Genomic DNA, 19,097 nt, shown 5'->3' on the forward strand with positions numbered 1-19,097 from the left:
GCCTGGGGCTCGCCGGCGGAGTCGTCGACGGTGATCGCGATGCGGATCGGGCGTCCGCACTCGCGGCTCAGCGTCTCGCTGACGGCGGGGGCCAGTCGGCCCTCCAGCACGCCCTTCGCGAATTCGTTCGGTACGGCGAGCAGGGCGGTGTCGGCGACCAGCGCCAGGGGCTGGCAGCGCCGGATCCAGTGCTCGTCCTTCGCCTCCACACCCTGGACGCGGCCCTCACCGAGAAGTTGCTCGAGTACGCGTGGCCACACTGCGGCAAGATCGGCAGGTACGTCAGCCACAGGGCACGCTCTCTCACGGGTCCCACGAACGTGTGGTTGTGGGACGAGTCGGGATTCAAATGGGGTGGAGCCGAAACACAGGGGTCAAGGGAACGAATCGGAGTTCAGCCACGGTAGTCAGGGCGGCGGGTGCGGTTCAAGTTGTTGTCCCCAGCCTGTGGATAGTGTCCCCCGGTGACCACTGGTTTGACCGGATGGCGTAGCCGCGCGTACCGTAACCAGGTCGAGTTGTCGATGGCTGCTGCCGCCTGCCTCCGATGGGCACAGATCGCGTCAGGTGATCGGGAAGCGGTGCACACGGGCGTAACTGCGAGCTACTCGTGGGCGCACGGTGACAGCCAGGACGGCACCCGCCACCACCGATTGATTTCTGGAGCCCCCGAGTGAGCAAGCGCACCTTCCAGCCGAACAACCGTCGTCGTGCCAAGACCCACGGCTTCCGCCTGCGGATGCGTACCCGTGCCGGCCGCGCGATTCTGGCGAACCGCCGCAGCAAGGGTCGCGCCAGCCTGTCCGCCTGATCCCGGTCAGGTCATGCCGTCGTGCTGCCCACCGAGAACCGGCTGAGGCGGCGCGAGGACTTCGCGACCGCGGTACGACGGGGGCGCCGGGCCGGGCGCCCGTCCCTCGTCGTCCACTTTCGTAGCGGTGCCACGGACCCGCACGCGCCTGGGGAGAGCGCTCCCCCGACGCGTGCGGGTTTCGTCGTGAGCAAGGCCGTGGGCGGTGCCGTGGTGCGCAACAAGGTGAAGCGCAGGCTTCGCCATCTGATGCGCGACAGGGTCGCCCTGTTTCCCCCCGGTAGCCTGGTAGTCGTACGCGCGCTGCCCGAGGCGGGCGACGCCGATCATGAACAACTGGCCCGAGACCTGGATGCCGCCGTTCAGCGGCTGCTGGGAGGGGGCGCACGATGAAGTACCCGCTGCTGGCGCTGATCAAGCTGTACCAGTGGACCATCAGCCCGCTGCTCGGGCCGGTGTGCAAGTACTACCCGTCGTGCTCCCACTACGGCTACCAGGCCATCGACCGGCACGGTGCGATCAAGGGAACGGCACTCACCGCCTGGCGCATCCTGCGGTGCAATCCGTGGTCGCTGGGCGGTGTGGACCATGTCCCGCCGCGCAAGCGTCCGCGGTGGCACGAAATGCTGCGTAACGCCTGGCGTGCACGTAGGGGCGGGCCCTCCGCCGCCTCGGCCACCGAGGGGCAAACTCCTTCGAGCCCGGCCGCAGAGACTCCGTCCCATGCCCAAGGAGCATGATTAGTGGACACGATTGCCAGTCTTTTCAGCTTCATCACGACACCCGTCTCCTGGGTCATCGTCCAGTTCCACAAGGTGTACGGCGCCATCTTCGGCCCTGACACCGGGTGGGCCTGGGGCCTGTCGATCGTGTCCCTCGTGATCCTGATCCGTATCTGCCTGATCCCGCTCTTCGTGAAGCAGATCAAGGCGACGCGGGCCATGCAGACGCTCCAGCCCGAGATGAAGAAGATCCAGGAGCGCTACAAGAACGACAAGCAGCGTCAGTCCGAAGAGATGATGAAGCTGTACAAGGAGACGGGCACCAACCCGCTCTCCTCGTGCCTTCCCATCCTGGCGCAGTCGCCGTTCTTCTTCGCCCTGTATCACGTGCTCAACGGCATCGCGACGGGCGACACCATCGGTGTCATCAACGAGTCGCTGCTGGCCAGCGCCCGTAAGGCGCACATCTTCGGCGCACCGCTGGCCGCGAAGTTCACGGACGGGTCGCTCAAGGTCGAGTCGCTCGGCGCCTCGCTGACCGACGTCCGCGTCGTCACCGCGGTCATGATCGTCCTGATGTCGGCGTCGCAGTTCTACACGCAGCGCCAGCTGATGACGAAGAACGTCGACACCACGGTCAAGACGCCGTTCATGCAGCAGCAGAAGATGCTGATGTACGTCTTCCCGGTCATGTTCGCCGTCTTCGGCATCAACTTCCCCGTCGGTGTCCTCGTCTACTGGCTGACCACCAACGTGTGGACCATGGGTCAGCAGATGTACGTCATCCGCAACAACCCGACCCCGGGTTCCAAGGCGCAGGCCGCCTACCTGGAGCGCCTGACCAAGCACGTCACGCAGCACGGCAAGGCCCGCAAGCGCAGCGAGCGCACCATCATCAAGGCGATCGTCGCCAAGGGCCGCGACCGCAACGAGCACGAGCGCAAGTTCATCAACGGTCTGAACAAGGCCGGCCTCGCGGCCCAGGCCGACGGTTCGGTCATCCAGAGCGAGTCCCAGGCCGCGGTCCAGACCGAGGACGGTTCGACGGCCAGCGCGGCTGCTCCCAAGCGCCAGCAGCCGAAGCGGCAGAGCAAGTCCCAGCGCCAGTCGGGTGCCGCCTCGGCCGGCTCGAAGGCCACCGGTGACACCCAGCCGTCGGAGCCGACCTCGCTCACCAAGTCCGACGAGCCCGAGGACGCCAAGCCCGCCGCTCCCGCCAAGAAGCAGTCCGGCGGCGGTACCCGCAGCAAGGCCCAGTCCGGACAGCGCAAGGGTCCGCAGCGGCCCAAGTCCCCGTCCAAGAAGTAAGAAGGAGTCCATCCCGTGACGGAAGGCACCACCTCCGCCGCTGCCGAGGGTGCAGACACCCTGACTCGCCTGGAGCAGGAGGGTGAGATCGCGGCGGACTACCTCGAGGGCCTGCTCGACATCGCCGACCTCGACGGCGACATCGACATGGACGTCGAGGCCGACCGCGCAGCTGTCTCGATCATCAGCGACGCGGGCGGCCGCGACCTGCAGAAGCTGGTCGGCCGTGACGGCGAGGTGCTGGAAGCCCTGCAGGAGCTCACCCGCCTGGCCGTGCACCGGGAGACCGGGGACCGCAGCCGTCTGATGCTGGACATCGCCGGCTACCGGGCCAAGAAGCGTGCCGAGCTCTCCGAGCTGGGCGCCAAGGCCGCCGCCGAGGTGAAGAGCACCGGCGAGTCCGTAAAGCTCAAGCCGATGACGCCGTTCGAGCGCAAGGTCGTGCACGACGCGATCAAGGCCGCCGGGCTGCGCAGCGAGTCGGAGGGCGAGGAGCCGCAGCGCTTCGTCGTCGTGCTTCCCGCCTGATCGGTCCGTACGTTCCACCGGCCCCGTCTGTAGAGCAGGCGGGGCCGAACCTTGTCAGCCTGATAGTTCTGATGGTCGGCGCCCGGTGCGCTGATGATGCGGTACGGAAGGACGGTTCCCCGTGACGGAGGCAGCGGAGCTTCCCCCCGCGCCCGAGCAGGCGCGCGAGGTGTTCGGCGATCGCTTCGAGGACGCGGTGCGCTACGCCGAGCTCCTCGCCGAGGCGGGTGTGCAGCGTGGTCTCATCGGTCCCCGTGAAGTACCCCGGCTGTGGGAGCGGCACCTGCTGAACTGCGCGGTGCTCTCGGAGGTCGTTCCGGAGGGCGTGACGGTGTGCGACGTCGGCTCGGGCGCCGGTCTGCCCGGTATTCCCCTGGCTCTCGTCCGCGAGGACCTGAGGATCACGCTGCTGGAGCCGCTGCTGAGGCGTACGACCTTCCTGACGGAGGTCGTGGAGCTGCTGGGCCTGGACCATGTGACGGTCGTCCGCGGCCGTGCCGAGGAGGTCATGGGCAAGCTGACCCCCGTGCATGTGGTGACGGCGCGAGCCGTGGCACCGCTGGACCGGCTGGCGACATGGGGAGTTCCACTGCTGCGCCCCTACGGGGAGATGCTCGCGCTCAAGGGCGACACCGCGGAGGAGGAGCTCAAGGCAGCGGGTACGGCCCTGAGCAAGCTCGGTGCCGTGGAGACCTCCATCCTGCATGTGGGTGAAGGAGTGGTCGACCCGTTGTCCACAGTGGTGCGGGTCGAGGTCGGGGAAAGCCCCGGCGGAGTGCGCTTTGCGGCCAAGCGCGCCAAGGCGGCCCGCACCGGCCGCACCCGTCGGCGTCGCTGACCGTCTGACGACGAGACGTACTCCACACAAGCTGCCAAACCTATGCATGCCGGAGTGTCGCGGCAGAACGGGCACGGCTGCCCTGCATCGTGTTTCACGTGAAACGTCGTTCACTGCTGCACGGCATCATCAGCCGGGGCCGCGCCGCGGCCGAACCCCGCGACCGAAAGCCTCTCGGGTCACTCGGAGAGGTAACGGAGTTGTCCACAGAGGTGGATTTCTCCACAGAACAACAGGCCTCACTGGTTCACGACCCCGAAGACATGGGAGGCTCTGTTCATTGCGAGCCTGAAGTCGAGGAGAGTGAATCCTTGCGGTCCGACGCCAACATCGCGGGACCGATGACCGATCCGGTCCCCGGTCCCCGAACCGAGTCGATGGGGGAGGATGTTTCACGTGAAACACCGCCCCCGATGGACGACACTCCGATCGGTCGTGCTGCCCAACTGGCGGTAGAGGCTCTTGGCCGCGCCGGCGAGGGCCTGCCACGGCCCGAGCAGACCCGGATCATGGTCGTTGCCAACCAGAAGGGCGGAGTGGGCAAGACGACGACGACCGTCAATCTTGCCGCTTCGCTGGCTCTGCACGGCGGCCGTGTCCTGGTGATCGACCTCGACCCTCAGGGCAACGCGTCCACCGCGCTGGGTATCGACCACCATGCCGAAGTTCCGTCCATTTATGACGTCCTGGTGGACAGCCGGCCGTTGGCCGAGGTCGTCCAGCCGGTCCCCGATGTCGAAGGCCTCTTCTGTGCCCCCGCCACCATCGATCTCGCCGGTGCGGAGATCGAGCTGGTTTCTCTGGTGGCACGAGAGAGCCGACTGCAGCGTGCGATCCAGGCGTACGAGCAGCCCCTGGACTACATCCTCATCGACTGCCCGCCCTCGCTCGGCCTGCTGACGGTCAATGCGCTCGTGGCCGGTGCGGAAGTCCTCATCCCGATCCAGTGCGAGTACTACGCGCTGGAGGGTCTGGGGCAGCTGCTGCGCAACGTCGATCTGGTGCGGGGTCACCTCAACCCCACCTTGCACGTATCGACCATCCTGCTCACCATGTACGACGGCCGGACGCGCCTCGCGTCCCAGGTCGCGGACGAGGTGCGCACCCACTTCGGCGACGAGGTGTTGCGGACGAGCATTCCCCGCTCGGTCCGTATCTCCGAGGCGCCGAGTTACGGGCAGACGGTGCTGACCTACGATCCAGGATCGAGCGGCGCCCTGTCCTACCTTGAGGCGGCGCGAGAGATCGCGCTGAAGGGCGTCGGCGTCAGCTATGACCCGACGCAGGCGCACATCGGCGCACAGAGCAACCCGAACATGGTGGAGGGGATCCAGTGAGCGAGCGACGGAGGGGTTTGGGTCGTGGTCTCGGCGCACTGATCCCCGCTGCCCCGACGGAGAAGACGCCGACCCCGGCGGCGATGGGGGGCGCTGGTTCCGCGTCTCCGGCGTCCGTCCCGGTGTTGACGACCGACCGTGGGGTGGCCGCGGCGAAGGTGGCCACGCTGCCGCCTGTTTCCCAGGACACCGAGACGCCGGTGGTCAACGGCTATGCGGAGACGCCCGCGCCTCCCATGGGAGCGCACTTCGCGGAGCTTCCCCTCGACTCCATCACGCCGAACCCGCGCCAGCCGCGTGAGGTGTTCGACGAGGACGCGCTTCAGGAGCTGGTCACCTCCATCCAGGAGGTAGGCCTTCTCCAGCCGGTCGTCGTACGGCAGGTCGGTCCCTCCCGCTACGAACTCATCATGGGTGAGCGGCGCTGGCGGGCGAGCCGTGAAGCCGGCCTGGACGCGATCCCTGCGATCGTCCGGGCCACGGACGACGACAAGCTCCTTCTGGACGCCCTCCTGGAGAACTTGCACCGGGCCCAGCTGAACCCGCTGGAAGAGGCAGCCGCCTACGACCAGTTGCTGAAGGACTTCAACTGCACGCACGACCAACTGGCGGACCGTATCGGCCGGTCCCGCCCGCAGGTCTCCAACACCCTGCGTCTGCTGAAGCTCTCGCCGGCGGTGCAGCGCCGGGTGGCCGCAGGAGTGCTCTCCGCCGGGCACGCCCGTGCTCTGCTCTCCGTCGAGGACTCTGAAGAGCAGGACCGACTGGCCCACCGGATTGTGGCCGAGGGCCTCTCGGTCCGCGCGGTCGAGGAGATCGTGACCCTCATGGGATCGCGGCCGCAGACCGCGCAGCGTTCCAAGGGTCCGCGGGCCGGTGGCCGGGTCTCTCCGGCGCTGACGGACCTCGCCACGCGTCTGTCGGACCGTTTCGAGACGCGGGTGAAGGTCGATCTGGGGCAGAAGAAGGGAAAGATCACCGTCGAGTTCGCCTCGATGGAGGACCTTGAGCGCATCCTCAGCTCCCTCGCCCCGGGAGAAGGACCGGTTCTGCAGAGGAGCCTGCTGGACGGCGAGGACGAAGAAGCGGAAGCCTGAGAAGGAACTCGCCAGGGTGGGACTGCCCAGGCGAATCATGAAGAGCGGGCCGTGTCCGGTGTGTCCCGGAACACGGCCCGCTCTTTGCTTTCAGTCGGTATCGATGGAATCGCTGTGTGGATACGATGCGATGGGGTGCGCACATCCACCCGGCAGTACCTCTGAGGGGAGGCAGGGGCCATGCGAACGATGAGCAGAAGCGGACTGGTGAGCGCGGGCCTGGGACTGGGGGCGGTCGGCGGATTCGTCGGCAGTCTGCTCAGACAGCGGAGCGCTCTGACGGCCGCCCGCGACGCGGCGGGCGAAGGAAGCGAGGAACAGCCTTCATGGGGCGTCGGCTCGTACCGCTCACGCTGGACAACCTTCCGGACCTACCCCAGCGCTGCCGCTCGTGCGTCTTCTGGGAGCTGGACCCCGTCAGCGGAGAAGCCGCGGTAAAGGCCGGAACACCCGCCCTGGAGAAGGAATCCTGGATCTCCGCCGTCCTGCTGGACTGGGGATCGTGTGGCCGGGTCGTCTACGTCGACGACGTACCGGTCGGCTTCGTCCTCTACGCCCCTCCCGCGTACGTTCCTCGCTCGACGGCGTTTCCCACGAGCCCTGTCTCTCCGGACGCTGTCCAGTTGATGACGTCGTTCATCGTGCCGGGCTATCAGGGGCAGGGCCTGGGACGCGTAATGGTGCAGACGGTCGCCAAGGACCTGCTGCGGAGGGGCTTCAAGGCCATCGAGGCATTCGGCGATGCCCGCTGGAAGGAACCCGCCTGTCTGCTTCCTGCGGACCACCTCCTCGCCGTGGGCTTCAAGACGGTCCGGCCCCACCCCCGGTATCCGAGGCTGAGGCTGGAGCTGCGCACCACGCTCTCCTGGAAGGAAGACGTGGAGATGGCACTGGATCGGCTCCTGGGTGCGGTACAGAAGGAACCTGCCTTGCGCCCCCTGTAAGGCGATGGGGCCGGCCCTTTCGGACCGGCCCCATCGTGTTTCACGTGAAACATCACTCGGCGATGAAGTCCTCAAGGTCGCGGACAATCGCGGCCTTCGGCTTGGCACCGACGATGGTCTTGGCGACCTCGCCACCCTGGTACACGTTCAGCGTCGGGATGGACATGACGCCGTACTTGGCGGCCGTACCCGGGTTCTCGTCGATGTTGAGCTTGACGACCTCGATCTTGTCGCCGTACTCGGCGGCGATCGCCTCGAGGGACGGAGCGATCTGACGGCACGGTCCGCACCAGGCGGCCCAGAAGTCCACCAGAACGGGCTTGTCGCTCTTCAGGACGTCCTGCTCGAAGGAATCGTCGGTCACATTCTTCAGGGTGCCGGCCACGGCGGGCTCCTTAACTGGGTTGGTGCGGTGGGGCGGGATGGGGGTCAGACAGCGGTCTTCTCGGGCTCGGCCTTCTCTTCGTCCGCGAGGGCGGCGAGGAAGCGCTCGGCGTCGAGAGCGGCGGAACAGCCGGTGCCGGCCGCGGTGATCGCCTGGCGGTAGGTGTGGTCGACCACGTCACCGGCGCCGAAGACACCGGTCAGGTTGGTGCGGGTCGAAGGCGCTTCCACCTTCAGGTAGCCCTCGTCGTCCAGTTCGAGCTGGCCCTTGAAGAGCTCGGTGCGCGGGTCGTGGCCGATCGCGATGAACAGACCGGTGACCGCCAGGTCCGAGAGCTCGCCGGTCTTGAGGTTGCGCAGCTTCAGGCCCGAGAGCTTCGGGTCGCCCTGGATCTCGGCGACCTCGCTGTCCCACACGAACTTGATCTTCGGGTCGGCGAAGGCGCGCTCCTGCATTGCCTTGGACGCGCGGAGCGTGTCACGACGGTGGACGATCGTCACGGACTTCGCGAAGCGCGAGAGGAAGGTCGCCTCCTCCATCGCGGTGTCACCGCCGCCGATCACAGCGATGTCCTGGTCCTTGAAGAAGAAGCCGTCACAGGTGGCGCACCACGAGACACCGCGGCCGGAGAGAGCGTCCTCGTTCGGCAGCCCGAGCTTGCGGTGCTGCGAGCCGGTGGTGACGATCACGGCCTTCGCCCGGTGGACCGTGCCCGAGGTGTCGGTGACGGTCTTGATCTCGCCGGTCAGCTCGACGCTGACGATGTCGTCCGGGACGAGCTCGGCACCGAAGCGCTCCGCCTGGGCGCGCATGTTGTCCATGAGCTCGGGGCCCATGATGCCGTCCTGGAAGCCGGGGAAGTTCTCCACCTCGGTGGTGTTCATCAGCGCGCCACCGGCGGTGACGGCGCCTTCGAACACCAGCGGCTTCAGCGACGCGCGCGCGGTGTAGAGCGCCGCCGTGTAGCCGGCGGGCCCGGAGCCGATGATGATCACGTTACGGACGTCGCTCACGGCTTGGTTCCTCGTCTCTGGACTGCGTCGTCGGACCGGTGGAGCCTCTCAGAACTCTCACCCCACCCAACGGATCCTAAGGGGCGCGCATTCCCGGTGTGTCCGGGCACACGGAGAGGCCACACCGTACGCATTGCCGCGCAGAACGGAGGTGAAGCGTGAACCCTCAGGAACGGGTGTAGGACCGCTTCAGCAGAACCTTCGCGGTGCCGGTTGGTGCGTTCTTCACGCACGAGGCGTCCACGATGTAGGCGGTGACCCGGGTGCTGTCGGAGGGATCACGGAGCACGACGAGAACCGACTTCGTGCCCTGGTAGACGCCGTCCGCGGTCGCGAGCGGCGAGTCACTGCTGTGGATGCCGTTCTGGATGCACGGGGGAACCTCGGGCGTCACCAGGATGCGAGGATCCTTGGAGCCAGGGACGGTGGCTGCGCCCATGTTGCTGTGCGGAGCCTGAGACGTTCCGCCTCCGGTCTGCTTCTTGGCAAGAAGGTCCGAGACCTGCTTCTCCAGTCCGCTCGCGGAGAAGGTGTCGGCGGAGGCGGTGGCACGTCCGTGTGACCCGCCGGTGGGCTTGCCGTCGCCCCATGACGACACCAGGACGGAGCCGAGGCCGAGTGCGGCGACGGTGAAGACAGCGCCGAGGACGGCAACCTTGCGGCGTCCGTTCCTCTTGTGACCCTTGCGGCCCGGGCCGGTCGTGGACGTACGGGCATGTCCGGCTGGACGGTCGGTGGCGGACGATGTTTCACGTGAAACACGTGCGCCCTCGATCGGGGCAGGCGCGTTCACGGCTTCAGGAGCGGTTGCCTGGAGGAGGGCTTCGGCGGCGAGGGCGGCGTCGATCCTGCCGGCGACGTCTGCGGGCATGTGAGGCGGGCCCGGCAGGGTGCCGAGAAGGCCACGGATCTCCTCCAGCGACGTGTGCACGTCCGCACAGAGTTCGCACTCGTCCAGGTGCCGACGTACGTCCGCTGTCCTGGAGGTGGAGAGGATGCCTTCGGTGAGGTCGGAGATTTCCGCGACGTCCGGGTGCCCGTCTGTGCCTGTCGTGGAAGTCACGCTCGCCCACCTCCGCCCTTCACTGCGGCTGAATCGCTCGATCCCGCATCCGGCGGGTCTCCTGACGGAGGTCCCGCTGCGGGTGGGACGGATGTCCCCTGCGTCCGGTTCCTTCCAGCGCCCGCTTCTCTGCCTTCTCCGGGGTTTTCCGGTCGCAGATGGGTGAGGAGGGGGAGCAGTCTGGCTCTGCCCCGGGCACAGCGGCTCTTCACCGTTCCCGTCGGCACGTCGAGGACGCGAGCCGCTTCGGCCACGGGGTAGCCCTGCATGTCCACGAGGACGAGCGCGGCACGCTGGTCGGGCGGGAGCGTGCCGAGGGCTTCCAGGAGCTGGCGGTGGAGGTCGTTGCGCTCCGCGGGCGCCGAGGCGGACTCGTGCGGCTCCAGGAGCTGCTCCAAGCGCTCGGTGTCGTCCACGGGAGATGTCTTGCGGGAGGCTGCCTTCCTGGCGCGGTCCAGGCAGGCGTTCACCGTGATCCGGTGCAGCCAAGTCGTGACCGCGGACTGTCCTCGGAAGGTGTGAGCGGCCCGGTAGGCGGACACGAGCGCGTCCTGAACGGCGTCAGCGGCTTCCTCGCGGTCCCCGAGCGTGCGCAGGGCCACGGCCCAGAGCCGGTCCCGATGCCGCCGCACGAGCTCACCGAAGGCGTCGGGGTCACCCTCTACGTGACGGGCCAGGAGGTCCTGATCGCTGGTGTCGCCGTACGCGGTGTCATCTGCCATCGGACCCCCTCCCCTTGTCTGCGGTGAGTTCTCAGCCGGTGAACTTCACGTTGGTGATGGCCTGCTTGTAGCCGGCATCGCTGTAGTTCGCGGAGTCGGCCCCGGAGTAGGGCATTGCGGTGAGCCACACCAGGACGTACCGCGACTTCACCTGCTTGCCGACCTTCACCGTGGCCCCGGTGCTGTTCGTCGTGGCCGAACCGATCTTGTCCAGCGAATCCAACGAGGCCGGCGTGAGCGAGTCCGCCGCGTACAGCTCGACCGTGGTGTGGTTGCCGCCGTAGCGGAACGACAGCGTCGCGGCCGACACGTCCTGAGCGGAACCCAGGTCGTAGACGATGCCGACGCCGGGCTTGATCACTATCTTCGGACCGTCCTTGTAGCTGCTGGTCCGCCATCCCGTGGTCGTGCTGTTGTCGTACGTCAGCTTCACGTCACCGGGATGCTGAGCGTCGCCCTGGGCCACGTACTCCTGGGCGTCCTCGATGCTGAGCGTCTTCGTCGGCTTCGGCGCGGTGCTGTTCTTGTCGCCGTCGTCGGTCGTCTGGTTCTGGTTCTCGTCCGACTTGCCGCCCTGGTCCATCAGCGCGTCCGCGAGCTGCCAACTGCCGAGGCCGAGCGCGGCGATGAGGAGAGCGGAGACCGCCCACTTCAGGGCACGGCCCGTGCGGCTCTGCAGCGGCGGCGGAGGAGGCGGTACGGGCTGGGTGACACCGGGGTGCGGCGCCGGCCGGCCGTACGTGCCCTGCTGGTACGTCGTGCGCTGGTACTCGGGCGGAGCGGTGAACGCCGGCTCCGGCGGGCGGATGCGGGGCATCTCACCGATGGCCTTGACCAGTTCCTCGGGCGTCGTGCACGCCGACTCGTGGCGGGAGGCGGTCGCGCCGTCGTTGGCGAGCGCCCGCATGGACAGCTCGGACAGCCCCCGGTGGACACCCGCCCGCACCTGGTCGGGTGCGATGAGACCGACGTCCTTGGGCAGACCGGCCAGGCCGTAGGCGTCGCTCTCGTACGGCCACCGCTGGGTGAGCGCGGCGTACAGGAGCGCGCCGATCGCCTCGGTGTCCGTGCGCTGCGGGCTCTCCGAACTGACGCCTCGCAGCGCGGCGTTCACGGCGAGGCCGCGGATGCGCCACTGGCCACTCGACGTACGCAGGACCGCGTTCGGGTTCAGCCGCAGGTGCGCGAGGCCCTCACGGTGGGCCGCGGCCATGGCGGAGGCGACCTGAGTGACCATCTGGTAGGCGTCGTACACCTCCAATGGGCCCGGGGCGAGGAGGGTGGTCAGCTCGGTCGCGTCGGGAAGCCATTCGTGGACGACGTAGACGAGGTCGTTCTCCTCGACGGCGTCCAGGACCTGGACGAAGCGCGGGTCGCCCAGCAGCGCGGAGGAGCGGGCCGCGGCCAGGACGGAACGCGCTCGCGCGTGGTCCGCGGGCAGGATGTGCACGCCGACGGCCCGACGGAGTTTCTCGTCGACGGCACGCCAACTGCTGAACCCGTCCAGACGGGTGACGCACTCCTCGAGACGGTAGCGTCTGGCGAGTTTGTGGCCGCTGTGCAACTCCGGCGATGACGCCTTGCCAGGACTCTCGGTCCCGCCACTCCCCTGTGCCTCGACGTCTTCCGTGTCCCGCTCCCGGTTCTTGGCGACGCCGTCGGCCGTGGACTGCTCCGCCTTGGCGGTCAGCGGTTTGTCACCGCTGGTGTCTGCCACGTCGACGGCAGCCGTGCTCCGTTCCGCCACCGTCGTTCCCTGCCTCCCCAGTCGTTGCGCGCCGTGCGACGCAGAATCCAATTGTGCCCACAGTCCGCCGCTATGCACGACACACGGTGGCGGACGATGGTTGTGCGCGTACCCCTGCCTCAGCGCCCCAGACGCCCCCGGACCATGCCGACGAGCGAGTTGAGCTCCTCGATCCGCATCTTGCGCGCGGCGAGGAAGAAGATCCCGAGCAGAACCGCCCCACCCGCGATGAGAGCGGCGAACGAACCGACGACCCCCTGGCCGATCGAGTGACCGATGCCGTAGCAGGCCGCTCCGCTGAGCAGCGCCGCCGGGATCGAGGCGATGCAGAGCCGGGCGTAGGTCCGCAGGACGCGGTTGCCGTCCAGGTCGCCGCCGAGGCGCTTGCGCAGCCGGTTCCAGGCGACGCCGACGCCGATCGCGTAGGCGAGACCGTAGGAGGCGGCCATGCCCGCCACGGCCCAGCGCGGCGGCAGCACTACGTAACACAGCGCCGAAGCTCCCGCGTTGACCGCTGCGACGATGACCGTGTTGTAGAAGGGGGTCCGGGTGTCCTCGTAGGCGTAGAAGGCGCGCAGGACGACGTACTGGACGGAGTAGGGGATCAGGCCGAGGCCGAAGGCCATCAGCATGTACCCCATGTTGGTGGCCTCGCTGGTGCCCGAGGAGCCGAAGATCAGCGTGCACATCGGGATGCCGAGGGCGAGGAACCCGAAGGAGATCGGCACGATGGCGACGGCCGTGGTGCGCAGCCCCTGGGAGATGTCGTCGCGGACGGCGCCGCTGTCCTCCTCGGCCGCCGAGCGGGCCAGGCGCGGCAGCAGAGCCGCCATCAGGGAAACGGTGATGATGGCCTGCGGGAGTCCCCAGATCAGCTGGGCGTTGGCGTAGGCGGAGAAGCCGGTGCCGTCGACCGGAGAGGCCTTGCCGGACGCGGTGGACAACTGGGTGACGACGAGCGCGCCGGCCTGGTTGGCGAGGACGAACAGGACGGTCCACTTGGCGAGGGTCACGGCCTTGCCGAGTCCGTGGCCCCGCCAGTCGAAGCGCAGCCGGAGACGGAACCCGGTCTCGCGCAGGTAGGGAATCATCGCCAGCGCCTGGACCACGAGTCCGAGCAGAACACCGATACCGAGGAGGCGCTGCCCCTCCGGCGGGATGTTCGTGACCTTCATGCCCGAGTTGGCCGCGCTGCCGTAGACGAAGATGAACATGCCGAGCGTCACGATGATGACGATGTTGTTCAGGACCGGGGTCCACATCATCGCGCCGAACTTGCCGCGCGCGTTGAGGATCTGGCCCATCACCACGTGGATGCCCATGAAGAAGATCGAGGGCAGGAAGTAGCGGACGAAGGTGATGCCGACCTCGTTGGCCGCCGGGTCACCGGCCACCGAGTCGGACAGCAGCCGGATCAGGAACGGGGCTCCGAGAACGGCGAGGGCGGTCAGAGCGCCGAGCGCCACCATCACCAGGGTCAGCAGCCGGTTGGCGTAGGCCTCGCCGCCGTCCTCGTCCTCCTTCATGGCGCGCACGAGCTGCGGCACGAACACGGAGTTGAGGCCACCGCCGACGGTGAGGATGTAGATCATCGTCGGCAGCTGGTAGGCGACCTGGAAGGTGTCACCGAGCAGACCGACACCCAGTGCCGACACGATCAGCGCCGACCGGATGAAACCGGTGAGGCGCGAGACCATCGTGCCGGCCGCCATCACGGCGCTCGACTTCAGCAGGCCCCCCGCCTTGCCGCCCTTCCTGGCGGCAGCAGCGGGAGCAGCGGGAGCCACCGGACCTTCGGGGACCGCCGACGCGGCCACGGTCGGTGCCGTACCCAGGTTCATCGTCTGATCGGCAGAGACCGCGGGCGCCACAGGAGCCTGGTACTGCGGGGGAGCCGACGGTCCGCCCGGCGCGGGCACCGACGGGGGATCCGTCGGACGGCCGCCCCGCTGCTGCTGGTCGCGGAAGAGGTGGGCGAAGGCGTCCGGCTCGTGGCGTTCCTCGCCGGCCCGGCTCACGAGGTCGTCGACCCCCACGTACTGCGTGGTGCGCGGGTTGTCGCCGTACGGCAGGTACTGCGTGGGGCCCTCCGGCTCGGGCGCCGGAGTCTGTGCCCAGACGTTCGGGTCCGGGGCGTGCGGCGAATGGGGCGGCTGAGAGTACAGCGGCTGCTGCGGCTGATAGGTGCCGGGCGGCGGCGGGGGATGCGCCGCACGGTCGTAGCGGGCCTCGGCTACCGGGTCCTGGGCATGGAGGTCCTGAGCCCGGTAGGGGTCCTGGTCGTAGGCATCCTGGAGGTACATGTCCGCGGGAGCCTGCGGCGGCACCTGGCCATGCTCGGGCCGCGGCCCCTCGGGGCGACCCGAGTTGTCCGCGCCCTGACCGCGATCACCGTCGTACGGCGCGTTCATGGTTACCCCACCTCATCGTCCCGGGCCCACCGGCCACGACATCCTCAACGGTCCACTCTCTCACCCGTGCCGGACGGGTCCGCGCTTTCCGCTTCGGTGTCCGCTGTCAGGTCACTCGGCTGCGCCGGGGTGTCCGCCCCGGGTCCGGTGCCGGGCTCTTCCCTGAGACGGTTCCCGGGGCCTTCCGGGTTCTCCGGGGCGGCCGCCGTTTCGCCCGCCTCGTCGTCCGGGGCGGGCTGCTCGGCCGCACGGGCGGCCGCGCGCTTGCGCTGGGTGTACATCCGGAATCCTGCCAGCACCAGCAGCAGGACACCGCCGCCGATGACCAGCATGACCGTGGCCGTGAACTCGGTGACCTTCACGTCGAACCTGACGGGCTCGCCGTAGGGCTGGCCGTCCTCCGTGTACAGCTGGGCGATCACCGAGGCCTTGCCGTTGGCGTTGGCCGTCGTGGTGAACTTCACCGTCTGGCTGTGGCCGCCCGAGACCTCGACGGGTTGCTCGTAGGAGGAGGAACCGCCGATCTCGAGCCGGTTCGGGCTCAGGGAGGTCAGCCGCAGCCTGAGGTGCTCCACTCCCTGCACCAGGTTGTTCTGGACCGTCACGGGGATCGTGGCGCTGCGGCCGGAGAGCTTGGTCTCCGACTTGTCGATCAGGCTCACCTGGGAGGTCAGTTCGTCGAGATAGGCCTCGACGTCGCTGCGGAAACTGCTCGCCTCGGTGGCGCGGCCCCGCCATGACGTGGACATCTCGCGGTTCACGGCCCGCCCGAAGGGGGTCACGACACGGGACTGGTCGGAGAGGATCACCTTGAAGTTGTCGAGCTTGTTCTGCGTGCTCGCGAGCTGCTGGAAGGCCCACTTCGGCAGTTCCTGCCTGCGCAGCGCGGCGGGGTAGGCGGAGGCGGAGGGCACCTTGGTGGTGGCCTCGGGGTCGGGCTTGGCCGCGGCCGCCGCGGTGAGCTTCTGGGGCTGTGACCAGGTCCCGCCCTGCAGCGCGGTGATCGCCTGGGCCATGGCGGCGGCCTGGCTCCCCGAGGGCATGCGCTGCGGAGCGACGACGATGCTGCGCTGCTTGTCCGTCTGGAGGTCGAGAGCGAGGCTCTGGGCGAGGAACCGCTGGATGGCGAGCGTGGCGGAGGAGGCCCTCGTCAGATCGCCCTGGAAGGCCGTGGACAGCCGCGCGTCCGCCACGACCGCCGTGGTGCCGCCGCCGATGGGACGGGCCGCGGAAGGCGTGTAGGACAGCCCGGCGGTCTCCTGGAGGCTGTCGCTGCGGGCGATCACCTTGTCGGCGCCGGCGGAGGTGGCGACCTTGACGATCGACGGGTCCACCGCGCCGTTCACCGGCCAGGCGAAGTCGGTGCTCGGTGTGACGTGGAGCACGGTCTTCACCGTGGTCGCCGCGACGTCGGTGGCCTCGTCGAGGTGGCTGAGCGAGCCGGTGACGCTGGTGCCGTTGTGGGCGAGGGAAGCGAGGTCGGGATCGGCGAACGGAAGCGCGACGACCTCCTTGCCCTCCACTGCCTGCTGCAGCCTGGCCAGCCACTGCTTGGCGAGTGCCTGGTGTGTGCCCGGGCTGGTGGTGTCGCCGGCACCCTGGATCCGGTAGCTGCGGGTCATCGCGTCGACGGAGGCCAGCAGATCCGGGTCGATCACCCAGGTGACGTCCAGGTTCTCGCCCAGCGACAGCATCCGGTCCAGCCGGCCGCCCGCGGAGATCTCCTCGGCGAGGTCGTCGTTGAGGAAGACCGGCGTCTGCTGGGCGTTCGAGCCGGTCTCCGCCGTCATGTGCGCGGTGGAGATCAGCGGCCACAGGAACGTCGTCCTGGTCCTGGTGTCCGCCTCGTCGGCCTGCCACGGCAGGAAGGTCCGCTGGATGCCCAGCGGCTGGTCCCACGCCTGGGCCGCGGTCCTGCCCGACACGGAGACGGCGAACTGGTAGACGCCGGCGTCACCGAGGTCCAGCTCGTCGACCGGCACGGAGATGGAGAAGGGCTCGGACACCCCGGGGGTCAGCTTCGCGAACTTCGCCTCGTACTTGCCGCCGACTTCGGAGCCCGTGAGGCCCTGGAGGGAGTCCTTGTCGTCGGCGAGGGTGTCGATCGACGAGCGGGTGTTGAGTTCCGGGCCCACCTGCAGTCCCACATGGGCGGCCGTGACGGCCTGCTTGCCGTTGTTGGTCACTGTCCCGGACACCGTGAGCGTGTCACCTTCCGTAGGCACGCTGGGGCTCAGCGTGTCGACAGCGACGGACACCGAACCGGTGTCGTCGGCGGCCTGAGCGGGTGCCGCGGCGGAAAGCTGGCACAGACCGGCCAGCAGTGGGGCCCCTGCGAGCAGGGCTCCGGTACGCCGCAGCCAGCGGCGGGCAGGTGAGGGACTCGTCCCCTGGAAGTCTGCCGCCTCGGCCACGCGCTCGCCCGTCCCTCGTCGTCGTCAGTGGTCGTCGGAATGTGCGTCCACGCATGGTAACGATGTGCGCTGAGGGGAAGTGCCGCGGAGTGCTCCACAAGATCAGGGAAGGCTGCCCCACTGTCCCGAATGTGTACGTATAAAGGGGGGCACGTCCGTGCGTCTCCGGGGCAGACCTTGTGCAGGTCCGGATGGCGAGCCTGTGCGCGTTTAATGGAGGCGCCCCGGCACGTCCGGGCCACGTACCCTCTTCAGTTGTGCCGAACGCCAACGAAGACAACCTCAGTGCCCCGAGTCAGGTGCAGGACCGCGTGGTGAACGAACCGCTCGAGGTCGCGCCTGTCGCCGACGAACTCGCCCACCGCTTCCAGGACGCCGGGTTCTCCCTCGCCCTGGTCGGCGGTTCGGTCAGGGACGCACTGCTCGGCCGGCTCGGCAACGACCTGGATTTCACGACCGACGCCCGCCCCCATGACGTTCTGAAGATCGTTCGGCCGTGGGCGGACGCCGTCTGGGAGGTCGGGATCGCCTTCGGCACCGTGGGGGCGCAGAAGGACGGTTACCAGATCGAGGTGACCACCTACCGGTCCGAGGCGTACGACCGCACCTCCCGCAAGCCGGAGGTGTCGTACGGCGACTCCATCGAGGAGGACCTCGTCCGGCGTGACTTCACGGTGAACGCGATGGCCGTCGCTCTGCCGGAGAAGAAGTTCATCGACCCGCACGGCGGCCTCGACGACCTCGCGGCGCGTGTGCTGCGGACGCCGGGGACTCCGGAGGCGTCCTTCTCGGACGACCCGCTGCGGATGATGCGGGCCGCGCGGTTCGCGGCGCAGCTCGACTTCGAGGTGGCGCCCGAGGTGGTCACCGCGATGACGGAGATGTCCGGGCGCCTGGAGATCGTCTCCGCCGAGCGGGTCCAGGGCGAGCTGAACAAGCTCATCCTGTCCGCCCACCCGCGCAAGGGACTGACCCTGCTGGTCGACACGGGACTCGCCGAGCACGTGCTGCCTGAACTCCCGGCCCTGCGCCTGGAGAGCGACGAGCATCACCGGCACAAGGACGTCTACGAGCACACGCTGATCGTCCTGGAGCAGGCCATCGCGCTGGAGAAGGAAGGGCCCGACCTCACCCTCCGCCTGTCCGCGCTGCTCCACGACATCGGCAAGCCGCGCACCCGCCGCTTCGAGAAGGACGGCCGGGTCTCGTTCCACCACCACGAAGTGGTCGGGGCGAAGATGACCAAGAAGCGGATGGCCGCGCTCAAGTACTCCAACGAGCTCGTGAAGGACGTCTCGCGGCTCGTCGAACTCCACTTGCGTTTCCACGGATACGGCACCGGGGAGTGGACGGACTCGGCGGTGCGCCGCTATGTGCGGGACGCGGGCCCGCTGCTCCACCGGCTTCACAAGCTGACCCGCTCGGACTGCACGACGAGGAACAAGCGCAAGGCGGCCGCGCTGTCGCGCGCCTACGACGGTCTGGAGGAGCGGATCTCCCAGCTTCAGGAGCAGGAGGAGCTGGACTCGATCAGGCCCGACCTCGACGGCAACCAGATCATGGAGATCCTCGGAGTGGGACCCGGTCCTGCCGTGGGTCGTGCGTACAAGCACATGCTGGAGCTCCGCCTGGAGAACGGGCCGATGGAGCACGACGAAGCGGTGGCCGCGCTGAAGGAATGGTGGGCCGCGCAGGACTGAGGTCGCCGAACGGGGTCGTGTTTCACGTGAAACACGACCCCGCGCGCATCGAGGGGC

At 68.4% G+C, this 19,097-nt stretch carries 17 protein-coding genes and 1 pseudogene; 10 read left to right on the forward strand and 8 right to left on the reverse strand.

All coding sequences use genetic code 11. The annotated features are described in order from the left end of the window. Positions 1–290 (reverse strand): annotated as a pseudogene (locus tag EHS43_RS01160) (chromosomal replication initiator protein DnaA); the annotation flags it as partial. 383 nt (positions 291–673) lie between these two features. Here EHS43_RS01160 and rpmH point away from each other — a divergent pair. The 9 genes from rpmH to EHS43_RS01210 all read left to right on the forward strand — a co-directional run bounded on the left by rpmH (position 674) and on the right by EHS43_RS01210 (position 7,585). Continuing rightward, positions 674–811, forward strand: a complete 138-nt coding sequence (rpmH, locus tag EHS43_RS01170; protein ID WP_005482975.1) for a 50S ribosomal protein L34 — start codon at positions 674–676, stop codon at positions 809–811. A gap of 21 nt (positions 812–832) precedes the next feature. After that, entirely contained in the window at positions 833–1,204 is a 372-nt protein-coding gene (rnpA, locus tag EHS43_RS01175; protein ID WP_059208182.1) for a ribonuclease P protein component, read from the forward strand. After that, complete coding sequence (gene yidD, locus EHS43_RS01180; RefSeq protein WP_037707204.1) at positions 1,201–1,551, forward strand: membrane protein insertion efficiency factor YidD; 351 nt, start codon at positions 1,201–1,203, stop codon at positions 1,549–1,551. The genes rnpA and yidD overlap by 4 nt, the downstream gene beginning before the upstream one ends. Before the next feature lie 3 nt (positions 1,552–1,554). Beyond that, on the forward strand, positions 1,555–2,841 hold the full coding sequence (gene yidC / locus EHS43_RS01185; protein WP_125188577.1) for a membrane protein insertase YidC: 1,287 nt from the start codon (positions 1,555–1,557) through the stop codon (positions 2,839–2,841). A 15-nt stretch (positions 2,842–2,856) separates the two neighbouring features. Further along, a complete protein-coding gene (locus tag EHS43_RS01190; protein WP_125188579.1) occupies positions 2,857–3,369 on the forward strand; it encodes a R3H domain-containing nucleic acid-binding protein in 513 nt (170 codons plus the stop codon). A 121-nt stretch (positions 3,370–3,490) separates the two neighbouring features. Then, positions 3,491–4,207 carry a 16S rRNA (guanine(527)-N(7))-methyltransferase RsmG gene (gene rsmG, locus EHS43_RS01195; RefSeq protein WP_125188581.1) on the forward strand — a complete coding sequence of 239 codons (717 nt, stop codon included), beginning with the start codon at positions 3,491–3,493 and terminating at the stop codon, positions 4,205–4,207. A gap of 263 nt (positions 4,208–4,470) precedes the next feature. Next, on the forward strand, positions 4,471–5,544 hold the full coding sequence (locus EHS43_RS01200) for a ParA family protein (protein WP_125188642.1): 1,074 nt from the start codon (positions 4,471–4,473) through the stop codon (positions 5,542–5,544). Then, complete coding sequence (locus EHS43_RS01205) at positions 5,541–6,641, forward strand: ParB/RepB/Spo0J family partition protein (RefSeq protein ID WP_125188583.1); 1,101 nt, start codon at positions 5,541–5,543, stop codon at positions 6,639–6,641. The genes EHS43_RS01200 and EHS43_RS01205 overlap by 4 nt, the downstream gene beginning before the upstream one ends. Positions 6,642–6,967: 326 nt before the next feature. Further along, a complete protein-coding gene (locus EHS43_RS01210; RefSeq protein ID WP_125188585.1) occupies positions 6,968–7,585 on the forward strand; it encodes a GNAT family N-acetyltransferase in 618 nt (205 codons plus the stop codon). A gap of 52 nt (positions 7,586–7,637) precedes the next feature. Here the strand turns inward: EHS43_RS01210 and trxA are convergent, their stop codons facing one another. From trxA to EHS43_RS01245, 7 genes are all read right to left on the reverse strand, one after another. Next, complete coding sequence (trxA, locus tag EHS43_RS01215; RefSeq protein ID WP_003991504.1) at positions 7,638–7,970, reverse strand: thioredoxin; 333 nt, start codon at positions 7,968–7,970, stop codon at positions 7,638–7,640. A 44-nt stretch (positions 7,971–8,014) separates the two neighbouring features. Further along, positions 8,015–8,983, reverse strand: a complete 969-nt coding sequence (gene trxB / locus EHS43_RS01220) for a thioredoxin-disulfide reductase (RefSeq protein WP_125188587.1) — start codon at positions 8,981–8,983, stop codon at positions 8,015–8,017. A 166-nt stretch (positions 8,984–9,149) separates the two neighbouring features. After that, complete coding sequence (locus EHS43_RS01225) at positions 9,150–10,046, reverse strand: hypothetical protein (protein ID WP_125188589.1); 897 nt, start codon at positions 10,044–10,046, stop codon at positions 9,150–9,152. Next, positions 10,043–10,768, reverse strand: a complete 726-nt coding sequence (sigM, locus tag EHS43_RS01230) for an RNA polymerase sigma factor SigM (protein ID WP_125188591.1) — start codon at positions 10,766–10,768, stop codon at positions 10,043–10,045. The genes EHS43_RS01225 and sigM overlap by 4 nt, the downstream gene beginning before the upstream one ends. A gap of 31 nt (positions 10,769–10,799) precedes the next feature. Next, positions 10,800–12,515, reverse strand: coding sequence for a protein kinase family protein (locus EHS43_RS01235; protein ID WP_125188593.1), 1,716 nt, complete (start codon positions 12,513–12,515; stop codon positions 10,800–10,802). Positions 12,516–12,634: 119 nt separating this feature from the next. Then, a complete protein-coding gene (gene murJ / locus EHS43_RS01240) occupies positions 12,635–14,926 on the reverse strand; it encodes a murein biosynthesis integral membrane protein MurJ (protein WP_125188595.1) in 2,292 nt (763 codons plus the stop codon). A gap of 44 nt (positions 14,927–14,970) precedes the next feature. Continuing rightward, positions 14,971–17,340, reverse strand: a complete 2,370-nt coding sequence (locus tag EHS43_RS01245; RefSeq protein ID WP_125188597.1) for a DUF6049 family protein — start codon at positions 17,338–17,340, stop codon at positions 14,971–14,973. A 257-nt stretch (positions 17,341–17,597) separates the two neighbouring features. On the opposite strand from EHS43_RS01245, the gene EHS43_RS01250 reads away from it, so the two are divergent. Next, positions 17,598–19,040 carry a CCA tRNA nucleotidyltransferase gene (locus EHS43_RS01250; RefSeq protein ID WP_125188599.1) on the forward strand — a complete coding sequence of 481 codons (1,443 nt, stop codon included), beginning with the start codon at positions 17,598–17,600 and terminating at the stop codon, positions 19,038–19,040. Positions 19,041–19,097: the final 57 nt, after the last annotated feature.

The organism is Streptomyces sp. RP5T, assembly GCF_003933965.1.
Taxonomy (GTDB): Bacteria; Actinomycetota; Actinomycetes; order Streptomycetales; family Streptomycetaceae; genus Streptomyces.

Excerpts from the sequence above, each read along its gene's own strand:
- yidD (WP_037707204.1), top strand. The coding sequence starts at position 1,201 with ATGAAGTACCCGCTGCTGGCGCTGATCAAGCTGTACCAGTGGACCATC.
- EHS43_RS01200 (WP_125188642.1), top strand. The coding sequence starts at position 4,471 with ATGGGAGGCTCTGTTCATTGCGAGCCTGAAGTCGAGGAGAGTGAATCC.
- EHS43_RS01210 (WP_125188585.1), top strand. The coding sequence starts at position 6,968 with ATGGGGCGTCGGCTCGTACCGCTCACGCTGGACAACCTTCCGGACCTA.
- sigM (WP_125188591.1), bottom strand. The coding sequence starts at position 10,768 with ATGGCAGATGACACCGCGTACGGCGACACCAGCGATCAGGACCTCCTG.
- murJ (WP_125188595.1), bottom strand. The coding sequence starts at position 14,926 with ATGAACGCGCCGTACGACGGTGATCGCGGTCAGGGCGCGGACAACTCG.